This window comes from Rhodothermus marinus (genome assembly GCF_009936275.1).
Taxonomy (GTDB): Bacteria; Bacteroidota; Rhodothermia; order Rhodothermales; family Rhodothermaceae; genus Rhodothermus; species Rhodothermus marinus_A.
The window spans coordinates 2,396,774-2,414,831 of record NZ_AP019797.1 but is presented as its reverse complement, the minus strand read 5'-3'; the positions used below and the strand labels follow the sequence as shown (position 1 = coordinate 2,414,831).

Annotated in this window: 17 protein-coding genes; 10 read left to right on the top strand and 7 right to left on the bottom strand. The window is 64.9% G+C overall.

Annotated features, from left to right (window positions below):
* Positions 1-10: 10 nt before the first annotated feature.
* Positions 11-451: a hypothetical protein gene (locus GYH26_RS10410; protein WP_161541598.1), complete on the top strand. Its 441-nt coding sequence runs from the start codon at positions 11-13 to the stop codon at positions 449-451.
* On the opposite strand, the gene GYH26_RS10405 is transcribed toward GYH26_RS10410, so the two are convergent.
* From GYH26_RS10405 to ytxJ, 3 genes are read right to left on the bottom strand one after another with little or no spacing between them, the layout of a single operon-like run.
* Positions 415-1,062, bottom strand: coding sequence for a hypothetical protein (locus tag GYH26_RS10405; RefSeq protein ID WP_161541597.1), 648 nt, complete (start codon positions 1,060-1,062; stop codon positions 415-417). The genes GYH26_RS10410 and GYH26_RS10405 overlap by 37 nt on opposite strands.
* A gap of 3 nt (positions 1,063-1,065) precedes the next feature.
* Positions 1,066-1,638 carry a peroxiredoxin family protein gene (locus GYH26_RS10400; RefSeq protein ID WP_161541596.1) on the bottom strand — a complete coding sequence of 191 codons (573 nt, stop codon included), beginning with the start codon at positions 1,636-1,638 and terminating at the stop codon, positions 1,066-1,068.
* Positions 1,583-1,963 (bottom strand): bacillithiol system redox-active protein YtxJ, encoded by a 381-nt coding sequence (gene ytxJ / locus GYH26_RS10395; RefSeq protein ID WP_161541595.1) that lies wholly within the window; start codon positions 1,961-1,963, stop codon positions 1,583-1,585. The genes GYH26_RS10400 and ytxJ overlap by 56 nt, the downstream gene beginning before the upstream one ends.
* A 157-nt stretch (positions 1,964-2,120) precedes the next feature.
* On the opposite strand from ytxJ, the gene GYH26_RS10390 reads away from it, so the two are divergent.
* The 3 genes from GYH26_RS10390 (at position 2,121) to GYH26_RS10380 (ending at position 7,024) form a co-directional block, all read left to right on the top strand.
* Positions 2,121-3,926: a M3 family oligoendopeptidase gene (locus GYH26_RS10390; protein ID WP_161541594.1), complete on the top strand. Its 1,806-nt coding sequence runs from the start codon at positions 2,121-2,123 to the stop codon at positions 3,924-3,926.
* Between the two features lie 41 nt (positions 3,927-3,967).
* Positions 3,968-5,803, top strand: coding sequence for an Ig-like domain-containing protein (locus tag GYH26_RS10385; RefSeq protein ID WP_161541593.1), 1,836 nt, complete (start codon positions 3,968-3,970; stop codon positions 5,801-5,803).
* Between the two features lie 87 nt (positions 5,804-5,890).
* Positions 5,891-7,024: a RuBisCO large subunit C-terminal-like domain-containing protein gene (locus GYH26_RS10380; RefSeq protein ID WP_161541592.1), complete on the top strand. Its 1,134-nt coding sequence runs from the start codon at positions 5,891-5,893 to the stop codon at positions 7,022-7,024.
* Here the strand turns inward: GYH26_RS10380 and GYH26_RS10375 are convergent.
* A complete protein-coding gene (locus GYH26_RS10375; RefSeq protein WP_161541591.1) occupies positions 7,021-8,139 on the bottom strand; it encodes a M24 family metallopeptidase in 1,119 nt (372 codons plus the stop codon). The two genes, GYH26_RS10380 and GYH26_RS10375, sit on opposite strands and share 4 nt — an antisense overlap.
* 178 nt (positions 8,140-8,317) lie before the next feature.
* On the opposite strand from GYH26_RS10375, the gene hemA reads away from it, so the two are divergent.
* The 4 genes from hemA to GYH26_RS10355 are packed head-to-tail and all read left to right on the top strand — an operon-like array spanning position 8,318 to position 11,781.
* A complete protein-coding gene (hemA, locus tag GYH26_RS10370) occupies positions 8,318-9,700 on the top strand; it encodes a glutamyl-tRNA reductase (protein ID WP_161541590.1) in 1,383 nt (460 codons plus the stop codon).
* The gene (hemC, locus tag GYH26_RS10365) at positions 9,693-10,631 is read left to right on the top strand and encodes a hydroxymethylbilane synthase (protein WP_161541589.1); all 939 of its coding nucleotides are present in this window, start codon (positions 9,693-9,695) and stop codon (positions 10,629-10,631) included. Before hemA ends, hemC begins: the two co-directional genes overlap by 8 nt.
* Positions 10,632-10,636: 5 nt before the next feature.
* Positions 10,637-11,353, top strand: coding sequence for a uroporphyrinogen-III synthase (locus tag GYH26_RS10360; RefSeq protein WP_161541588.1), 717 nt, complete (start codon positions 10,637-10,639; stop codon positions 11,351-11,353).
* 2 nt (positions 11,354-11,355) lie between these two features.
* Positions 11,356-11,781, top strand: a complete 426-nt coding sequence (locus tag GYH26_RS10355; RefSeq protein WP_161541587.1) for a secondary thiamine-phosphate synthase enzyme YjbQ — start codon at positions 11,356-11,358, stop codon at positions 11,779-11,781.
* 292 nt (positions 11,782-12,073) lie between these two features.
* Here GYH26_RS10355 and GYH26_RS10350 read toward each other — a convergent pair whose 3' ends face one another.
* Both GYH26_RS10350 and glgB read right to left on the bottom strand, forming a co-directional pair.
* On the bottom strand, positions 12,074-12,325 hold the full coding sequence (locus GYH26_RS10350; protein WP_161541586.1) for a DUF433 domain-containing protein: 252 nt from the start codon (positions 12,323-12,325) through the stop codon (positions 12,074-12,076).
* A gap of 72 nt (positions 12,326-12,397) precedes the next feature.
* Entirely contained in the window at positions 12,398-14,263 is a 1,866-nt protein-coding gene (glgB, locus tag GYH26_RS10345; RefSeq protein WP_161541585.1) for a 1,4-alpha-glucan branching protein GlgB, read from the bottom strand.
* A 323-nt stretch (positions 14,264-14,586) separates the two neighbouring features.
* Here glgB and glgX point away from each other — a divergent pair, with 323 nt between their 5' ends.
* Positions 14,587-16,770, top strand: a complete 2,184-nt coding sequence (glgX, locus tag GYH26_RS10340) for a glycogen debranching protein GlgX (protein WP_161541584.1) — start codon at positions 14,587-14,589, stop codon at positions 16,768-16,770.
* Positions 16,771-16,816: 46 nt separating this feature from the next.
* Positions 16,817-17,344, top strand: coding sequence for an SPOR domain-containing protein (locus GYH26_RS10335; RefSeq protein ID WP_242006385.1), 528 nt, complete (start codon positions 16,817-16,819; stop codon positions 17,342-17,344).
* 167 nt (positions 17,345-17,511) lie between these two features.
* Here the strand turns inward: GYH26_RS10335 and GYH26_RS10330 are convergent, their stop codons facing one another.
* Entirely contained in the window at positions 17,512-17,985 is a 474-nt protein-coding gene (locus tag GYH26_RS10330) for a cupin domain-containing protein (protein WP_161541582.1), read from the bottom strand.
* Positions 17,986-18,058 lie beyond the last annotated feature (73 nt).

The window sequence follows — 18,058 nt, the reverse complement described above, 5'->3', positions numbered from 1 at the left end:
AGGAACTCCCATGCCGGCACCGTCCCCGCTGCGACGCATTCGACTGGAGCAGGCGCGCGTTCGTATCGAATGCCGTGCGGCGCTGGCGACGCTGATCGAGCGGCTGTTTCTGCGTCGATCGTTTCTGCATCTGACGCCGGCCGATCAGCAGTGGCAACGGCCGGAACTGGTCCAGTTGCTGCGCCGGCACAGCCGGCTTTATCAGACGATCAGTACGCCTTTTGACGGTCCGTTGCCCTTTGCGCTGGGCTATTTCCGGGTGAGCGAAGACGAGCTGGAGCCGATTGCCGAGGCCATTCCGATGGAGGACCCCGAGCAGCTTGCCTGGTTACTCAGCGAATTTCTGGAGCCCGGCGCCCGTCTGTGGGTCGAGATGGACGAAGGATGGCAGGGGTGGCAGATCGTCGGAGAAGGTCAGCTCCGGTCGCTTTCGGAGGTGCCCGAGAGATAAGCGTGCAGCACCTGTAGCGCGGTTTCCGGGGGCATTTCGGAAGAAGGCTTCCGATCGGGCAGGAAAAGGAGGGCCGTCTGTCGGCGCCCGGTCGGGGTCAGATGGTCGAGCAATCGCAGGGCCGGTGCCTTTCCCCGATAGAACAGCTGGGCGGTGGCCTGATGGGGCCGACGGGGGTAGGGATCGTCCAGAGGGATCAGCGCGCGCAGGCGTTCAAGGGCCCGGTGTAGCGTCTGTGGCAGCGGGTCCGTCAGCGTAATGAACAGATCCACCGTGTAGTCGCGTCCGAAGTCGATCTCGACGCGGCTGTAGTGCGGCGCATCGGGTTGCCAGTTCAACCGGAGACGACCGCAGCCCTGCGTGAGTCGGGCAACGGCCTCGGCCAGCGAGCCGAAACGCGTCTCCAGTTCGTCCTGCAGGCGCTGGTAGGCGGCGCTCAGCGCGTAGGGATCGGATTGCCAGGAAGCTTCCATGGCCGTCCGGAAAGCCGCTTCCTGCAGCCACTGCTGCAGCTCCGGATCGGCGTTGATCAGTTCTTCTACCTGACGTAGCGGTTGCTGGAACGTGGGCGCAAGCAGCGCCAGCCACTCGTCCACGGCGCGGTGCTTCATGGCTCAGGAAGCCGATTCGTCGAGCAGGGCTTCCAGCCGGGGACGCATTTCCTTCGTCGGGAAGATGCCGATGATCTCGTAGCGGATGCGACCGGCTCGATCGATGACCACCGTGGTGGGCAGGGCCCAGACGCCCCCGTAGGCTTCGGAGACCGAGCCGTCGTCCAGCACGACAGGGTAGTTGATCTTGAAGTTCTCTGCGAAGGGCGCCACCACTTCGGCGCCTTCTTCGTCGGTCGAGACGCCCACCACCAGCAGTCCCCGGTCGCCCAGTTCGCGCTGCAGGGCAACGAGGTCGGGAATCTCCGTGCGACAGGGCGCACACCAGGTGGCCCAGAAGTTCAGCAGGATCACTGAGCCCCGGTGGGCGCTCAGGCGGAACGTCGCGCCGTCCAGACCCGGCGCTTCGAAGTCCGGTGCGGGCCGGGGCGGCTTGATTTCATCTACTCCGGATAGCGGCACCTGCTCCGAGGCGGTTGCCTGTTCGGGGGCTTTCGGCCGACATCCGATCAGCAGCAGGCTACTCAGCAGAAGAACCGGCGCAGTCCAGTTGATCCAGCGTCTTGTTGAGCGCATCGGGCGTAATGGCATAATGGGAGGCATGGAAAAACACCTGGCCCTGGTAAATTACGAAAGCCTGAGGAGTCTCGTGGCGAATGCCCAGGCGGCGGGCGATGGCGTCGGAGACCGGTCGGGCCGTCTGGACCACCACCTCGTAGAGTGGCACCGATCGCGCAGCAGCCACCCGCAGCACATCTTCGCGCACGCGATGGCTGATGCCACACCAGCGGCTGTGCTTGAACAGCAGGATCGGCTCACGGTAGGAGTGGGCCAGGGCTGCATCCAGCCCTGCTTCATCCGTCAACGGAGTAAGCGAAAGGTCCGGCACTTCCGGTCGCATCGGGCAAAAAGTTGCAGGCTTTAATGGCAAAAAAAGGATGAGGGATATTTGCACCCCTCGGATCTTGACCTTGCAACCCTTCGTTGCGGTGTGGCGTGAGACGTTTCCTGAGCGCATTCGTTTCGTGCAACAGGGGATTTCAAAAAAGACAAGTCGTATGCAGACCGGAGCTGAAAACGTTCGCTGGGATCTGACCGATCTGTACCCGAATGAGGCTGCGTTGAAGCAGGATCTGGAGCAGGCGCTGGCCGAAGCCGAGGCATTTGCCCGAACCTATCACGGCCGGATTGGCTCGCTGGAGGCCGAGGAACTGGCCGAAGCATTGCGCCGCTACGAGGTGATTCTGGACCGGCTGGGCCGCGCCTACACCTACGCCTACCTGCACTGGAGCACCAATACGGAGGATCCGGCCCGTGGTGCGCTCTTGCAGCATGTGCGGGAGCGCTATACGCAGGCTTCTCAGCAGCTGCTGTTTCTGGAGCTGGAATGGGCGGCCGTCGAGCCGGAACGTGCCCGTCGGCTCATGGAGACCGAGGCGCTGCGACCCTATCGGCACTACCTGGAGCTGCAGCAGCGGTTGCGTCCGCACCTGCTCAGCGAACCGGAAGAAAAGATTCTCGCCGAAAAGCGCGTTACCGGTCGGGACGCCTGGACCCGGTTCTTCGATGAGCTGCTCGGCAGCCTGCGCTTTGAACTGAACGGCCAGCTGCTGACCGAGCAGGAGGTGCTGGCCAAACTGTACGACCCGGACCGGGAGGTGCGGCGGCAGGCGGCGCTGGCCTTTACGGAAGGGCTCAAGCCACGCATTCGCGAGCTGACCTACATCTTCAACACGGTGCTGGCCGATAAGGCCTCGGACGACCGCCTGCGTGGCTACCGGACCTGGATCGAGAGCCGCAACCTGGCCAACGAGGTCAGCGACGAAATGGTCGAGGCGCTGATCCGGGCGGTGACCGAGCGCTATGACCTGGTGGCCCGTTTCTACGAGCTCAAGCGACGGTTGCTGGGGCTGGATGAACTGTACGACTACGACCGTTACGCGCCGCTGAAGGAGGCCGGCACGCGCTATCGCTGGGAGGAGGCCCGCCAGCTGGTCGAAGAAGCCTACCGGGCCTTTCATCCGCGCATGGGAGAAATTGCGGCGCAGTTCTTCGAGCGTCGCTGGATCGACGCGGCCATGACCCCGGGCAAGCGCAGCGGCGCGTTCAGCCACGGGGCCGTCCCGAGCGCCCATCCGTATATCCTGCTCAACTATACCGGCACGATCCGCGACGTGCAAACGCTGGCGCACGAACTCGGCCACGGCGTGCACCAGTACCTGTCGCGCAAGCAGGGCCTGCTGCAGGCCGACACGCCGCTCACCACGGCCGAGACGGCCTCTGTCTTCGGCGAGATGCTGGTCTTCGAGCGGTTGCTGGCGGTCGAGGCCGACCCGTCCAACCGACTGGCCATGCTGATGGGCAAAATCGACGATACGATGGCCACGGTTTTCCGCCAGGTGGCCATGAATCGTTTCGAAGACCGCATGCACAACGCCCGGCGCCAGCAGGGCGAGCTTCCCACGGAAGCGTTCTGCGATTTCTGGATCGAGACGCAGCAGGACATGTTTCGCGGGAGCGTGGTGCTCGGCGATCACTATCGCTACTGGTGGAGCTACATCCCGCATTTCATCCACACGCCGGGCTACGTGTACGCCTATGCATTCGGCGAGCTGCTGGTGCTGGCGCTTTTTGCGCGTTACCGGCAGGAAGGCCCCGACTTTGCCGAGCGCTATCTGCAACTGCTCGAAGCCGGCGGCTCGGACTGGCCGCACGTGCTGGTAGGTCGGCTGGGCGTCGATCTGACCGACCCGCAGTTCTGGCATGAAGGCCTGCAGGCGATCGAGGAACTGATTGCGCAGGCCGAGGCGCTCGCGGCTCAGGCCATGCAGGATTCGCAGCCGATGCCCGCCCGCTCCGAGTAGGGTATGACGCTTTTTCTATCATCAACCACAGGGAGGGAATCATGAACGCTCGCTACAACGGGCGGGTGGGGCTGGTCCTGCTTTGCCTCGTGCTGGCCGCCAGAAGTGCCCGTGCTCAGCTTACCGGGTTCGAGGTGGTCGCTTCGACTCCGGCGTCGGGCGCTACCGGAGTCGCTTCAGAAACCACCGTGTCCTTTACGTTTTCTGCACCCCTGCCAGATTCGCTACTGGAAGCCGGTCTGGATTCGCTGCTGGATCTTGGCATCGGCATACATCCCTGCGATCAGATTCTGGTGGGCGGCAGCTCGCCCTGCGAGCAGGTCGCCGGGGGAACGCTCAGCGAAGACGGCCGCACCCTGTCGTTCCAGGTCACGCATCTGGCACAGACCACCTACACCTGGACCATTCCGGAACTGGTTGTTTCGGAGTCCGAGGTGGCCCTTCGGGCCTTTGTCCTGCAGTATGCTACGGGCGAGGCGCTCGGCGGCGTCACGGTAGATGGCATGGTGATGCTGGAGTCGGCGGGCGGCGAGGAGGCATTCCGGGTCGCGCCGGGAGAGACGGCGCTGAACGGCCGGATGGAGCTGCTCCGCACGCTGACGCGCCCCCGCGTAGCCGGTCGGGAACAGCCTGTGCCATCGTTGCTGGATCCTGTTGTCCAGGCCGTGCATCGGCCAGCCCTGCATAAACGCGGCGCCGCGACGATGCAGCAGATGGATCCCGCGGGAATGATCGTCACGCTTGCGGACCGCTACGGAAATCCGGCCGGTGTAGGCGTGGTGACGGCCGAAGGGACGTTCCGCATTACCAATGTGATAGACGGCTGGTACGTGGTCGAGGGTTTTCTGGTGCATTATGACCGGACACTTGGGCGGTTGCGCATCGGCTTTGCCATGCTGGACGAAGACATGGACGGCGAGGCCGACTCGATCCAGGTAAGCGGCGAAGACGTGTCCGGGCTCATGTTGATGGGCCAGGGGTTCCAGCTGGATCGGATCACCGCGGCGCAGCAGGTAGCAGCCGCTGGCGAGATGGCCGCGTTGATGGCAGGCGGCTCGGCCAGCCTTTCAGGTATTGCCTCAGCCTCGCTTCCCTTGCTCGAGTTGGCCGAAGGAGTACCTGACGGCAAAGCCCTGCTCTGGGTGTATCTGTTTGTCGGAAGTGGCGAGGACCCGCAGATTGTGCTGATGGTACAGGGATCGTCGGGGACGTTGCTTCCGCTTCCGCTCGGGACGGCCTCGGAATTGGAGCTGACCGGGCCGTTTCCGATGTTGCCGACATCCTTTGCGGATTCTGACGAGGCGGTAGCGGCGGCCGAGGCCGGCGGTGGGGCCGATTTTAGAGCAGCCGCCAATAACGAGGTACTGGTGACCATGCTGGCCGGGCTGTTTGCGCCGCTGAGTGAAGTGGCCGAGTTCGTGTACGAGGATCCCTCTACGCCGGTATGGGTGATTGCTTACCTGCATCTGGGGGATCTGGGAGCAGCCGTGCCGGCCAAGCAAGAGATGGAGGTCGGCCACGTGTTCTATGTCGATATGCAGGATGGGTCGCTGCTGGGCGACCGGTCCATGGTGCGCGCGACGGCCGTCGAGCCGATCGCGGGAGAGACACCCCGGCTGTTTGCGCTGGAGCCCAACTATCCCAACCCGTTCCGCCGGGAAACCATGGTGCCGTTTTCGCTGGCCTGGAGCGGCCCGGTCGTCGTGGAGGTCTTCAACCTGCTGGGCCAGCGGGTGGCCACGCTCGTCGACGAAGTGCTGCCGGCCGGACGCTACGTGGTGCGCTGGGTGGCCGACGGGCATCCTTCCGGGCTGTACGTCGTGCGCCTGCAGGCAAGCGGCCATCAGTTCAGCCGGGTTGTTTTGTATCAACGATAGGAAAACAATTGTACGGTCAGACGTAGGATGAACAGGCGACTCGGTTACGGGTCGCCTGTTTTATCTTCAACCAACAGGGAGCCCTCAATGGATACCCGCCTGGAAGTTGTCTATCGCCTGGAGGTACCTTCCGAGGAACAGGGGACCTTTGCCCGGGCGCTGCTGCTGGAGCAGACCGTCGAAACGCCCGAAGAGGTGGCGCTGCGCGTGCCGGTGGTACGCGAGCGCCTGATGGGTGAGATCGTGGAACTGGAGCCGCTGGAAGCGGGCGGGGCCCGGCTGGTGCTGCAGTTGCCTGTCGAAACAGCCGGCGTGGACCCGGCCCAGTTCGTCAACGTGCTGTTCGGCAACGCCTCGCTGCACGAACAGGTCGTGCTGGAAGACTTCGAGCTGCCGCCTGCGCTGTTCGATCGCTTCCCCGGCCCCCGATTCGGGATCGAAGGGGTGCGGGCATTGCTGGGCGTGCACGATCGGCCGCTGACGGCCTCGGCGCTGAAGCCGGTGGGTCTTTCGGTGGACGAGCTGGCGGTACTGTGCCGGAGTCTGGCCGAGGGCGGTATCGACGTGATCAAGGACGATCACTACTGGGCCGATCATCCGTTTGCCCCGTTCGAGGAGCGCGTGCGGCGCTGCCAGGAAGTGGTGCAGGAGGTGTCGGCGCGCACCGGCAGGCGCGTCGTGTACGCACCCAGCCTGTCGGGAACGCCTGCGCAGGTGCTGCGCCAGGCGGAAATCGCCCAGCAGTGCGGCGTGGGTGCCGTGCTGCTGGCGCCCATGTTGCTGGGATTGCCGTTCTTCTACGAGCTGGTCACGCGGCATCTGGAGGTGCCCGTGCTGGCCCATCCCAGCTTTGCCGGCGCGCAGCGTATCCTGCCTGAAACGTTGCTCGGGAAGCTGTTCCGTCTGTACGGGGCCGACATGATCATCTTCCCGAGCTTTGGCGGACGGTTCAGCTACAGTCGGGCGACGTGCCGGGCGCTGGCCGAGCGGGCGCGCCAGCCCTGGGGACCGTACCGGCCGGCGCTGCCGGTGCCGGCCGGCGGGATGCAGGTGGAGCGGGCGCGCGAACTGGTTGAGTTCTTCGGGCGCGACGTCATGCTGCTCATCGGCGGTAGCCTGCTCCGGGCTCATCCGGGACCGGAACTGACGGCCCGGGCACGTGCCCTGGTCGAGAGTGTGGCCGAGGCTGCCGCCGCACTTTCCGACCCGGACGCTGCTTAATCCAGGCGGCGCAGCGTGCGCGGGTAGTCGCTGAGCGTTTCGGCGCCCGTCTCGGTGACGAGCACGTCGTCTTCGACGCGGGCGCCGCCGCGTCCCGTCAGGTAGATGCCGGGCTCGATGGTAAAGAGCATGCCCGGCGCCAGCAGCTCGGAGTTGTCGCCCCGGATGTACGGAGGCTCGTGGATCTCCAGTCCCAGTCCGTGGCCGGTGCGGTGGATGAAGTAGGGACCGTAGCCCGCCTGTTCGATCACCTGGCGGGCGGCGCGGTCCACCTCGCCGGCCGGTACGCCCGGCGCGACGCGGGCCCGGGCCGCTTCGTTGGCTTCGAGTACGATCCGGACGATGCGGTCCAGTTCGTCGTCGATCGGACCGAAGGCGAACATGCGCGTCAGGTCGGCGCAGTAGCCCTCGACGCGTGCGCCCCAGTCGATCAGGACGAGCGTGGGCGGCGTCAGTGACCGGTCGCCGGGCACGGCGTGCGGGTTGGCGCTTTCCGGTCCGAAAGCCACGATAGGGGAAAAGGGCAGCTCGGGGTCGCTACCGGCCCGCAGGAGCTGCAGCGTCAGTTCGGCCGCCACGTCCCGTTCGGTGACGCCCGGCCGGATTACCGGCAGCGTCGCTTCGAGCGCGCGCCAGGCCACGTCCAGTGCCCGGCGCGTGGCGGCCACCTCGGCCGCGTCTTTCTGGCTGCGCAGGCGCATGATCAGTGGCTCGGCCGAGGTGACGCGCACCTCCGGCGCGGCTTTTTCCAGCAACCGAAGCTCCAGAAACCGAAACCACTGCGGCTCAACGCCGAGCTGCGCCCGCGTCAGGCCACAGAAGCGCAGCGCCTGTGTGAACGCGTCAGGCCAGGCGTCCGGGTTTTCGCCATAGGGGAAGGCTTCGAGCGCCACCGGAAGCGACGCCAGCTTGCCGGTCTCCAGTTCGGGAAGCACCAGGGCCGGCTTGCCCGAAGCGGGAAAGATGCCCACCACCGGCCGCTCCGACAGGTGCACTTCGAGGCCCGTCAGGTAGGTCAACGTAGGACTGGCGTTCAGGGCTATGGCATCTATGTCGGCCTCCTGCAGGAGCTGCTGCAGGCGCGCCAGTCGTTTCGCATGGGGTGTCTGCGACATGGATCCGGTGCGTTTTGAAACTTTCAGTCCTGGAAAAGATAACGCGGGGCCGAGAAAAAAGGGTGGCCCGAAGCTTGCCAGCCCGGACGGGATGCAACCTTTTACAGGGATTCACGAACCCCGACGGCCTTTGTCCGTAAATTCAGGACTCAAAAAGGAGAAATTGGCGCAGGGTAACATGCAGGGGTTCCACGCGCTGGGTCTGAACCACGAGACGGCCTCGGTAGGAGTGCGCGAGGCGTTTGCGCTGGATCGGGAAGCCAAGCGCAGGTTGTACGCCGTCTGGATGGAAGCGCACGAAGGGGAGCTGTTGCTGGTTTCGACCTGTAACCGGACGGAGGCCTATCTCTACGGTACGGACGAAGACGTGGCGGCGGTGCGGACCCTGCTCAGCCAGCATGCCGGGCGTTCCTGGCCGGAGGCCGAGAGCTTCCACTTTCAGGACGAGGCGGCCCTGCGCCACGTGCTGGAGGTGACCTGCGGGTTGCGCTCGCAGGTGCTGGGCGACGCGCAGATCTTCTCGCAGATCAAAGAAGATTACCGGCTGGCGGTCGAGGCGGGCAGCGTGGGCACCGTCATGCATCGGCTGTTGCACAGCGCCTTCCGGGCCGCTAAGCGGGTGGCCTCCGAGACGAGCCTGCATCAGGGCACTACGTCGGTGGCGGGTGTGGCCGTGCAGGCTGCCCGGCGTTATTTTGCCCGTCGGGGTCAGCCAGACCTGGAAGGGGTGCGCGTGCTGGTGATGGGCGCCGGTGAGATGGCCCGGCTGGCGCTGGAGGCGCTGCGCGCGCTGGCGCCTTCCGTGCTGATGCTGACCAACCGCACCCATCGGCGTGCGGAGGAACTGGCGCAGCCCGGCGAGCAGCTCATTCCCTGGGAACGGCGGGCCGAAGTACTGACGCAGTGCGACCTGGTGATCGTGGCCACCGGTGCGCCGGAGCCGGTCCTGACGGCCGACATGGTGCCGCCGCGCTGCCGGGAGCATGCGCTGCTGCTCATCGACCTTTCCGTACCGCGCAACATCGATCCGGCCATCGATCGGCTGCCCGGCTACCGGGTGCTGGATCTGGACGCCGTCAAGGCACGCCAGGCTGCCGTGGAAGCCCGGCGCCGCGAGGCCGCCCGACAGGCCCGGCAGATCTGCGACGAACTGTTGCACGAGTTCGTTACCTGGTACTTCCACCAGCAGGCGCTGCAGCCGGTCATCCAGACCATTCGTGACACGTTCGAGACGATCCGGCGCCAGGAGATCGAACGCCACCACCGACGCTTTTCGGAGATCGACCGGGAAGAGCTGGACCGGCTGACGCGCTCCATCATGCAGAAGCTGCTGGCCATTCCCATCGTGCGGCTCAAGAGCATCGATCCGGACAGCATCGACTTTGTGCGGGGCGTTCAACTGCTGGCGCAACTCTTCAGCCGTCCGAGCTGCGAGGAGGCGCAGGCGGTTCGTTTGCCCGAGCCGTCGGTGCTGCTGGAGCGCGCCCGTGCGCAGGGACCCTGTCCGTTCGTCGAGCGACCGGCCGTGCGTCCGGAACGTTCCGCTGCGGACCATGCCTGATCCGACGCTGATCCTCGGAACGCGGGGGAGTGCGCTGGCGCTGCGGCAGGCCACGCTGATCCGATCCTTTCTGGAAGCCCGTGGCGTATCGGTGCAGGTGGAAATCATTCGCACTACGGGCGATCATATTCAGGACGTGCCGCTGGCGAAGATCGGCGCCAAGGGGCTCTTCACGAAGGAACTGGACCAGGCGCTGCTGGAGGGACGTATCGACCTGGCCGTCCATTCCCTGAAAGATCTGCCCACCGAGATGCCCGAAGGGCTGGTGGTGGCGGCCGTGCCGGAGCGGGCTTCGCCCTGGGATGTCTTTGTGGCGCATCCGGACTACGCGGGACGCCTCGAGGATCTGCCGACGGGTGCCGTGGTGGCTACTTCGTCGCTGCGGCGCCAGGCGCAATTGCGGGCCTGGCGGTCGGATCTGCAGGTGGTGCCGGTGCGCGGCAACGTCGATACGCGCCTGCGCAAACTGGAAGCCGAAGGGTGGCACGGGCTGATTCTGGCCGAGGCCGGACTGCAACGCCTGGGGTTGCAGGAGCGCGTCCGCCAGCGCATCGCCCCGGAGATTCTGCTGCCGGCGGTAGGCCAGGGGGCGCTCGGGGTGGTCTGCGCCGAGGCCAACCGGCGCGTACGTGCGCTGCTGCAGGCGTTGCATCACGCACCCACCGCCGCGACCGTGCGGGCCGAGCGGGCGCTGCTGCATGCGCTCCAGGGCGGCTGTCAGGTACCTGTGGCCGCGCTGGCCACGGTGGAAGCCGATGGTACGCTGGTCCTGCGCGGGCGCGTGGTTTCGCTCGACGGCCGCCAGCTGGTGGAAGGCGTGCAACGCGGCGCCATCGAAGAGCCCGAGACGGTCGGGGAAGCACTGGCCGAAAAGCTCCTGAAACAGGGCGCCCGCGCGATTCTGGAAGAAATACGCGGGCGGCACACCTGAACGCCATGACGGGCGAGGTGGTCTATCTGCTCCGGGTGGAAACGACCGACTCGGATCCCTTTGCCCAAGCGCTGCGGGCGGCGGGCTACCGGCCGTTCGTGTTGCCGGTGCTGAGGGTGGTCTGGCTTAACACCGAGCAACTCCGGGCGGTGCTGGCCCGGCCGGAGGCGTACGGCGGGTTGATTTTCACCAGCCCACGCGCCGTGGAGGCGGTCCGGCGACTGGGGTCGCTCCTGGAGGCCTGGCGTCGACGGCCCGTGTACGTGGTGGGGCCGCGCACAGCTGCCGCCGCGCAGGAACTTGGCCTGCAGCCGCGGGGCGAAACGGCCGGCTCCGGGCGTGAGCTGGCCCGGCTGATCCTGCAGGCACTGCGTCCGGAGCGTCCCCTGCTGTTTCTGTGCGGGGCGCGTCGGCGCGACGAACTGCCGACGCTGCTCCGCGAGGAAGGTTTGCCGCTGGAAGAGCTGGTCGTGTACGACACGCGTCCGTCCGTGCCCGAACTGCCTGCGGAAGCGCCCGACTGGGTCGTATTTTTCAGTCCGTCCGGCCTGGAGGCAGCCCGACGGCTTCCGATCGCCCGAGAGCAGGTGCGTGTGGCTGCCATCGGACCCACGACGGCCGCAGCCCTGCAGCAGGAAGGGTGGGAGGTGGCCGCCGTCGCCCGAACGCCCACGCCGGAAGGCTTGCTGGCTGCACTGCAGGAAGCAACCAACCCGTCGTAACCATGTGGGTGCAGCGTACGATCACCCTGCGGCCGCGCGAGCGCGGCTTTCATCTGATCACCGACGAAGTGCTGGCGCAACTTCCGGAGTTGCGCTCAGTACGGGTCGGATTGCTGCACGTGTTCATCCAGCACACGTCGGCCAGTCTGACGCTCAACGAAAACACCAGTCCGGAAGTGCGGGCCGACTTTGAGCGCTACTTCAGCCGGGCGGTGCCCGACGGCGCGCCCTATTTTGCACACACGCTGGAAGGTCCCGACGACATGCCCGCGCACATCAAGGCCTCGCTGCTGGGGAGCAGTCTGCTGCTGCCGGTGCGCGACGGACGGCTGGCGCTGGGCACCTGGCAGGGCATCTACCTGTGCGAGCATCGCAACCACGGCGGCCCCCGCCGCTTAGTGCTGACGCTCTGGGGAGAAGGTGGGTAGAAACGGTCCAATTACAGCGGACGCTGACGCACGCGTTCGCGCTCGATCACGGTAAACTTTCCCTCCAGAACTTATCCGGAAAACAAGGGGAAATCTGACATGCCAGCGCTTTCTCGCGTTGTGTGTCAGAGGCACGGGTTTGTAGTACGCCACGAAGGCGTCAGCCGGAGTGGCGTCACCCGAGACGGCACTCCGCTTCGCTCTGTGCCTGACTACGAGCGCGCTGGTCGTGCTTCAAACGGCAGGCTATAAACCTCATCGAAATATAAACTTTCGACTTTTCGGATGACTTCTAAGAATCGCATGGGGACGTGCTGGCTGGAAGAACGTATAGTGCCTCTTCACGCAGGCATTCCGCAGCAAAAGCAAAGACGGCCTGAAGCGCTTCGCGCGTCAGGGTCGGATAATTCTCAAGCACCTGCTCCGTCGTCCAGCCCGCGGCAAAAAGTCCGAGAATAAAGGCAACCGAGAGTCGGGTTCCTCTGACAACAGGCTTTCCCTGAAGGATTTCCGGGTCAGCGTGAATGTACGGACGCCAGTCCATAACGGCACAGGATTCTGGTAGCCAGTCCTCGTTATCTACGACTGTGCCGTGTTTAAAGTTTTTTCAGGACGGCTACCCGTGTTCCGGCTCCAGGATGAGGGCGGCCAGCGGGGGAAGCGTCAGCTCCAGGTGGAAGGGGCGGCCGTGCCAGGACTCGGGCACCGCCTCGACGCGGCCGAAGTTGCCCATGCCGCTTCCGCCGTAGGCCACCGCGTCGCTGTTGAGCACCTCGCGCCAGGGGCCGCCGATCGGCACGCCCACGCGGTAGTGCTCGCGTGGCACGGGCGTAAAGTTCAGCACGAACAGCAGCATGCGGCCGGCATTCTTGCGCAGGTAACAGATCACGCTCTGGTCGCGGTCACTGAAGTCGATCCACTCGAACCCTTCCGGTCCGTCGTGCCAGAGGGCCGGATTCGTACGGTAGAGATGGTTCAGATCGCGTACCCACAGCTGAATGCCTCGATGGTAGGGCTGGTCCAGCAGGTGCCATTCGAGCTGCGTGTCGTGGTTCCATTCGCGGTGCTGGCCGAATTCGCCGCCCATGAAGAGCAGTTTTTTGCCCGGATGGCCCCACATGTGGCCAAAGAGCAGGCGCAGGTTGGCCGCTTTCTGCCAGTCGTCGCCGGGCATTTTACCCCAGAGCGAGCCCTTGCCGTGCACCACCTCGTCGTGCGAGAGCGGCAGGACGTAGTGCTCCGAAAAGGCGTACCAGAGCGAGAAGGTCAGCTCGTCGTGGTGATACTTGCGATAGATGGGATCGCGCCGGATGTAGTCCAGCGTGTCGTGCATCCAGCCCATGTTCCACTTGTAGAGGAAGCCCAGACCGTTGTTGTAGGTGGGGGCCGACACGCCGGGCCAGGCCGTCGACTCCTCGGCGATCGTCATGGCCTCGGGGAAGTGCAGGTAGACCGTCTCGTTGAATCGCTTGAGGAAATCGATGGCCTCCAGGTTTTCGCGACCGCCAAAGATGTTGGGCGTCCACTCCTTGCGTGAGTAGTCCCGGTAGAGCATGGAGGCCACGGCATCGACGCGCAGCCCGTCGACGTGGTACTTTTCGAGCCAGAAAAGCGCATTAGAAATCAGAAAGTTGCGTACGCCCGGCTTGTTGTAATCAAACACGTACGTGCCCCAGTCGGGGTGGTAACGCATTTTGGGGTCGTCGTATTCGAAGAGCGTGGTCCCGTCAAAGAAAACCAGTCCCTGGGGATCGGCCGCAAAGTGGCTCGGGACCCAGTCGAGGATGACGCCGATGCCGCGCTGGTGCAGGTAGTCGATCAGGTACATCAGGTCCTGGGGCGATCCGTAGCGAAACGTCGGGGCGTAGTAGCCCACCACCTGATAGCCCCAGGAGCCGTAGTAGGGATGTTCCATGACGGGCAGCAGCTCCACGTGCGTGAAGCCCATCTCCTGCACGTAGTCGGCCAGCGGCTCGGCAATCTCCCGGTAAGAGAAGGACTCGCCGGGCCGTTTGTGACGCCAGGAGCCCAGATGTACCTCGTAGATGGAAACCGGCTCGTAAAGGCTGGCCGGACCCTTCCGGCGCCGCATCCATTCGTCGTCGTGCCAGGTGTAGTCGAGCCGCGTGATGATGGAGGCCAGCCCTTCGATGGGACTGCCGGTAGGCGGCTCCATGGCGAAGGCGTAGGGATCCGTCTTGTCGGCCTGGTAGAAGCCGTGCCGGATGCGATACTTGTAGGTGTGGCCCGGGCGCGCTCCCGGTACGTAACCGGCCCACAGACCGCCGCCGTAGCGCTCCAGCGGGTTGGCGTCCGGATTCCAGTCGTTGAACGCCCCGAGCACCGAGACGCCATCGGCATGCGGCGCCCAGACGCAGAACCAGGTGCCTTCGTCGTCGGGATGGGCTCCCAGCTTTCGGTAACTGTCGTAGAACGTACCGCTTTCCCAGCGCCGGATGTCTTCTTCCGTGAGCCAGCTCATCAGGAAAACTTCGCCGGATTGTGCTTTGGTTTGTGCGAAATGCGCCGTATTTTAGGGCGCCTGCTGAAAATCGGCCCCAAGATACAACGGAGCGGGCGGAAAAGGATACCTGTTTCTTCAGAGTTTGGGCAAAAAGTTACAGGGCGGCTGCGCTTGAAGTACGGGCATTCCCGACCCACAGGCGTCAGCATGAAGAGGCGGATGGCGGGCAGGCGGCGACAGGCAGTTACGTACGTTGTCGTAAAAATGAGGCCGCGTAGGCAACACGCCTGCTTCGGTGTGTCTTTTGTTGTAAGCCGGGATGTTCAGGGCGTATTGTAGTTATGTCGCATAAAGAACAACCGGTCAGCTCGGTACCGGCCGTCTGGCCCGGCCGACCCTATCCGCTGGGTGCCACCTGGGACGGGCTGGGCGTCAACTTCGCCCTCTACAGCCAGCACGCCGAGGCGGTCGAGCTGGTGCTGTTCGATCACCCGGACGATCCTGCGCCTTCGCGCACGATCGAAGTGACCGAACGGACGGGCCCGATCTGGCATGTTTACCTGCCCGGTCTGCGTCCCGGCCAGCTCTACGGCTATCGCGTCTACGGACCCTACCGGCCGGAGGAAGGCCACCGCTTCAATCCGAACAAGGTGCTGCTCGACCCCTACGCAAAGGCCATCGGGCGACCGCTCCGCTGGCACGACAGCCTTTTCGGTTACAAAATCGGCGATCCGGCCGGGGATCTGTCATTTTCGGAAGAAGACAGCGCACCGTACGCGCCGCTGGGAGCCGTCGTGGAAGGCTGCTTCGAGTGGGGCGACGACCGTCCGCCACGTATCCCCTGGGAAGACACGATCATCTACGAAACGCACGTCAAAGGGATCACGAAGCTGCACCCGGAGGTGCCGGAGCCGCTGCGCGGGACGTATCTGGGGCTGACCTGCGAGCCGGTGCTGGAGCACCTGAAGCGGCTGGGCGTCACCACGATCCAGCTCCTTCCGGTGCACGCGAAAGTGCACGATCGGCACCTGGTCGAGCGCGGCCTGCGCAACTACTGGGGCTACAATCCGCTCTGCTACTTTGCGCCGGAGCCCGAGTACGCCACGAACGGACCGCTCTCGGCCGTGCGCGAGTTCAAGATGATGGTGCGGGCGCTGCACGCCGCCGGCTTCGAGGTGATCATCGATGTGGTCTACAACCACACAGGCGAAGGCGGCGTGCTGGGGCCCACGCTCTCGTTCCGGGGCATCGACAACCGCGCCTACTACAAGGCCGATCCGAACAACCCGCGCTTTCTGGTCGACTACACAGGCACCGGCAACACGCTGGACGTGGGCAACCCCTACGTCATCCAGCTCATTATGGACAGCCTCCGCTACTGGGTTACCGAAATGCACGTCGACGGTTTTCGGTTCGATCTGGCGGCCGCGCTGGCCCGTGAGCTGTACGACGTGGATATGCTCTCGACCTTCTTTCAGGTCATCCAGCAGGATCCGGTGCTCAGCCAGGTGAAGCTCATCGCCGAACCCTGGGACGTCGGGCCGGGGGGTTATCAGGTGGGACATTTTCCCTGGCAGTGGACCGAGTGGAACGGCCGCTATCGCGATGCCGTGCGCCGCTTCTGGCGGGGCGATAGGGGCCTCAACGGCGAGTTTGCCACGCGCTTTGCCGGCTCCAGCGATCTGTACGAACGCAGCGGCCGTCGTCCGTTCGCTTCGATCAACTTCGTCACGGCCCACGACGGCTTCACGCTGGAAGACCTGGTCAGCTATACGAAAAAGCACAACGAAGCGAACCTGGAAGGCAACCGGGACGGCATGGACGAAAACTACAGCACGAATTGCGGGGTGGAGGGACCCACGCAGGATCCGTCCGTGCTGGCCTGCCGGGAAGCGCTCAAGCGCAGCCTGATCAGCACGCTCTTTCTCTCGCAGGGCGTGCCCATGCTGCTGGGCGGCGATGAGCTGTCGCGCACGCAGCACGGCAACAACAACGCCTACTGCCAGGACAACGAAATCAGCTGGTACAACTGGCAACTCGACACGCGCAAGCAGCAGTTTCTGGAGTTCGTGCGCCAGGTGATCTGGTTCCGCAAGCAGCATCGGAGCTTCCGGCGCCGCCATTTTCTGACCGGATTGCCCAACGGCGGCGAGGCCCCCGACGCGGTCTGGTGGCACCCGGAAGGCCGGCCCATGCGCCACGAGGACTGGACCAACCCGGAGCTGACGGCCTTCGGACTGCTGCTGCATGGCGACGCCATTCAGGGCACCGACGAGCACGGGCGGCCCTTCCGAGACGACACGTTTCTGATTCTGTTCAACAACGGAAAGGAAGCCGTGCCGGTCGTGGTGCCGGAGGTGTGCTCCTGTGGCAAACCGCACCACTGGGAGGTGGTCCCGGTGTTTCAACGCAATGTGGAACCCACCACGTGCGCGCCCGGCGAGACGCTGTCGCTGCCGCCCGGCGTGCTGACGGTGCTGGTGGCCGTGCCGCCGTTCTCGGATGGAAACACGGAGCCGGCCTGACGCTTTCAGAAGGCGTCGTCCTCAGGAATGCAACCGCTGACCTGTGGTGAACCGCCTTGTCTTTTTCGGGCTGGTGCTTCTGCTGGCGGGATGTGCCGCCACGCGCGGCGCGCAGGAACAGCAGGGGCCGGCGCCGGAAGAAGCCCCGATCGACTGGTCCGCTTACGAAGACTTCGATCCGGCCCGCTATCCGGATCCACCGCCGCCACCGCTCGAAGTGCAGCACGACGTGCCGGAGGCGCTGATGGAAGGACGGGCCGGTGCCTCGGCCACGCGCACCGTAGAGGGCTACCGCGTGCAGATTTTTCTCACCGAAAACAAGGCCACGGCCGACAGCATCTACGCGGCGGCGGTCGCCTGGTGGCGACGGATGGCCGCACAGGGATTGCTGGAAGGGATTCCCGGTGCTCATGCCGACCCGCCGCCGGTCTATATCGTCTTCCGTGCTCCGTACTATCGCATCCGTCTGGGCAACTTTCGGACGCGTGAGGAGGCCGAGCGCTTGCGGGCGCTGGCCGCCCGCCGCTTCGAGGGCGCGTTTGTGACCTCGGATCGGGTGAACGTGGGGCAATAAACCTATCCTGCGGCTGCAGGGGCGGCCCCTGTATCCGACGGTGGACTTGGAGGAAGCGCACAGAGGCGCGCCCCTACCGCAAGCCCTGTTGCCCACGTCTCATTCCCATAGGGGTGGACCCGTGGGTCCGCTCCGGGTCTGGCGATGGGCAGCGGACGTCTATTGCCTTACAGCCGCACGTGAGGGCCGATGACCGGGTGGCGACGGAGTTGCTCGGCTTCTTCAGGGGTGGGACGCGTCGGGCGGTCGCGGTCCACCGCCACCATGCACAGAAAGCCCAGGGCTTCGTCCTCGGCAGCTTGAAACTGGTGCCAGGTCCAGGCCGGCACGTGAATCAGATCGAACGGCTGCACTTCGAAGAGCTGCTCGCCCACGATGGCACGACCCCGTCCGCGCAGGATCAGCACGGCGTGCACGTGCTCGTGCCGCTCGAAGGTGGAGTAGCCGCCCGGCTCCACTTCGAAGTAGCGCAGCTCGGCGGGCAGGCCACTTTCCGGTCCGAACAGCACCTGGCGCGTGATGTCCCGGAAGTGCGTGCCTTCCGGCTTGTAGTGCTTCAGCGGCACCGTCTCCCAGCGAAACCCTTCGTCGGTCGCCTGAAAGCGCCGCAACGTGGCAGGAAGCGTGTGAATTTCGGCCATGGTCGTTTTCGGATTGAAGAAAGTCGCGCGGCGGACGATACAGTCGGGGAGCCTGAGTAGTTCCAGGGCTGCT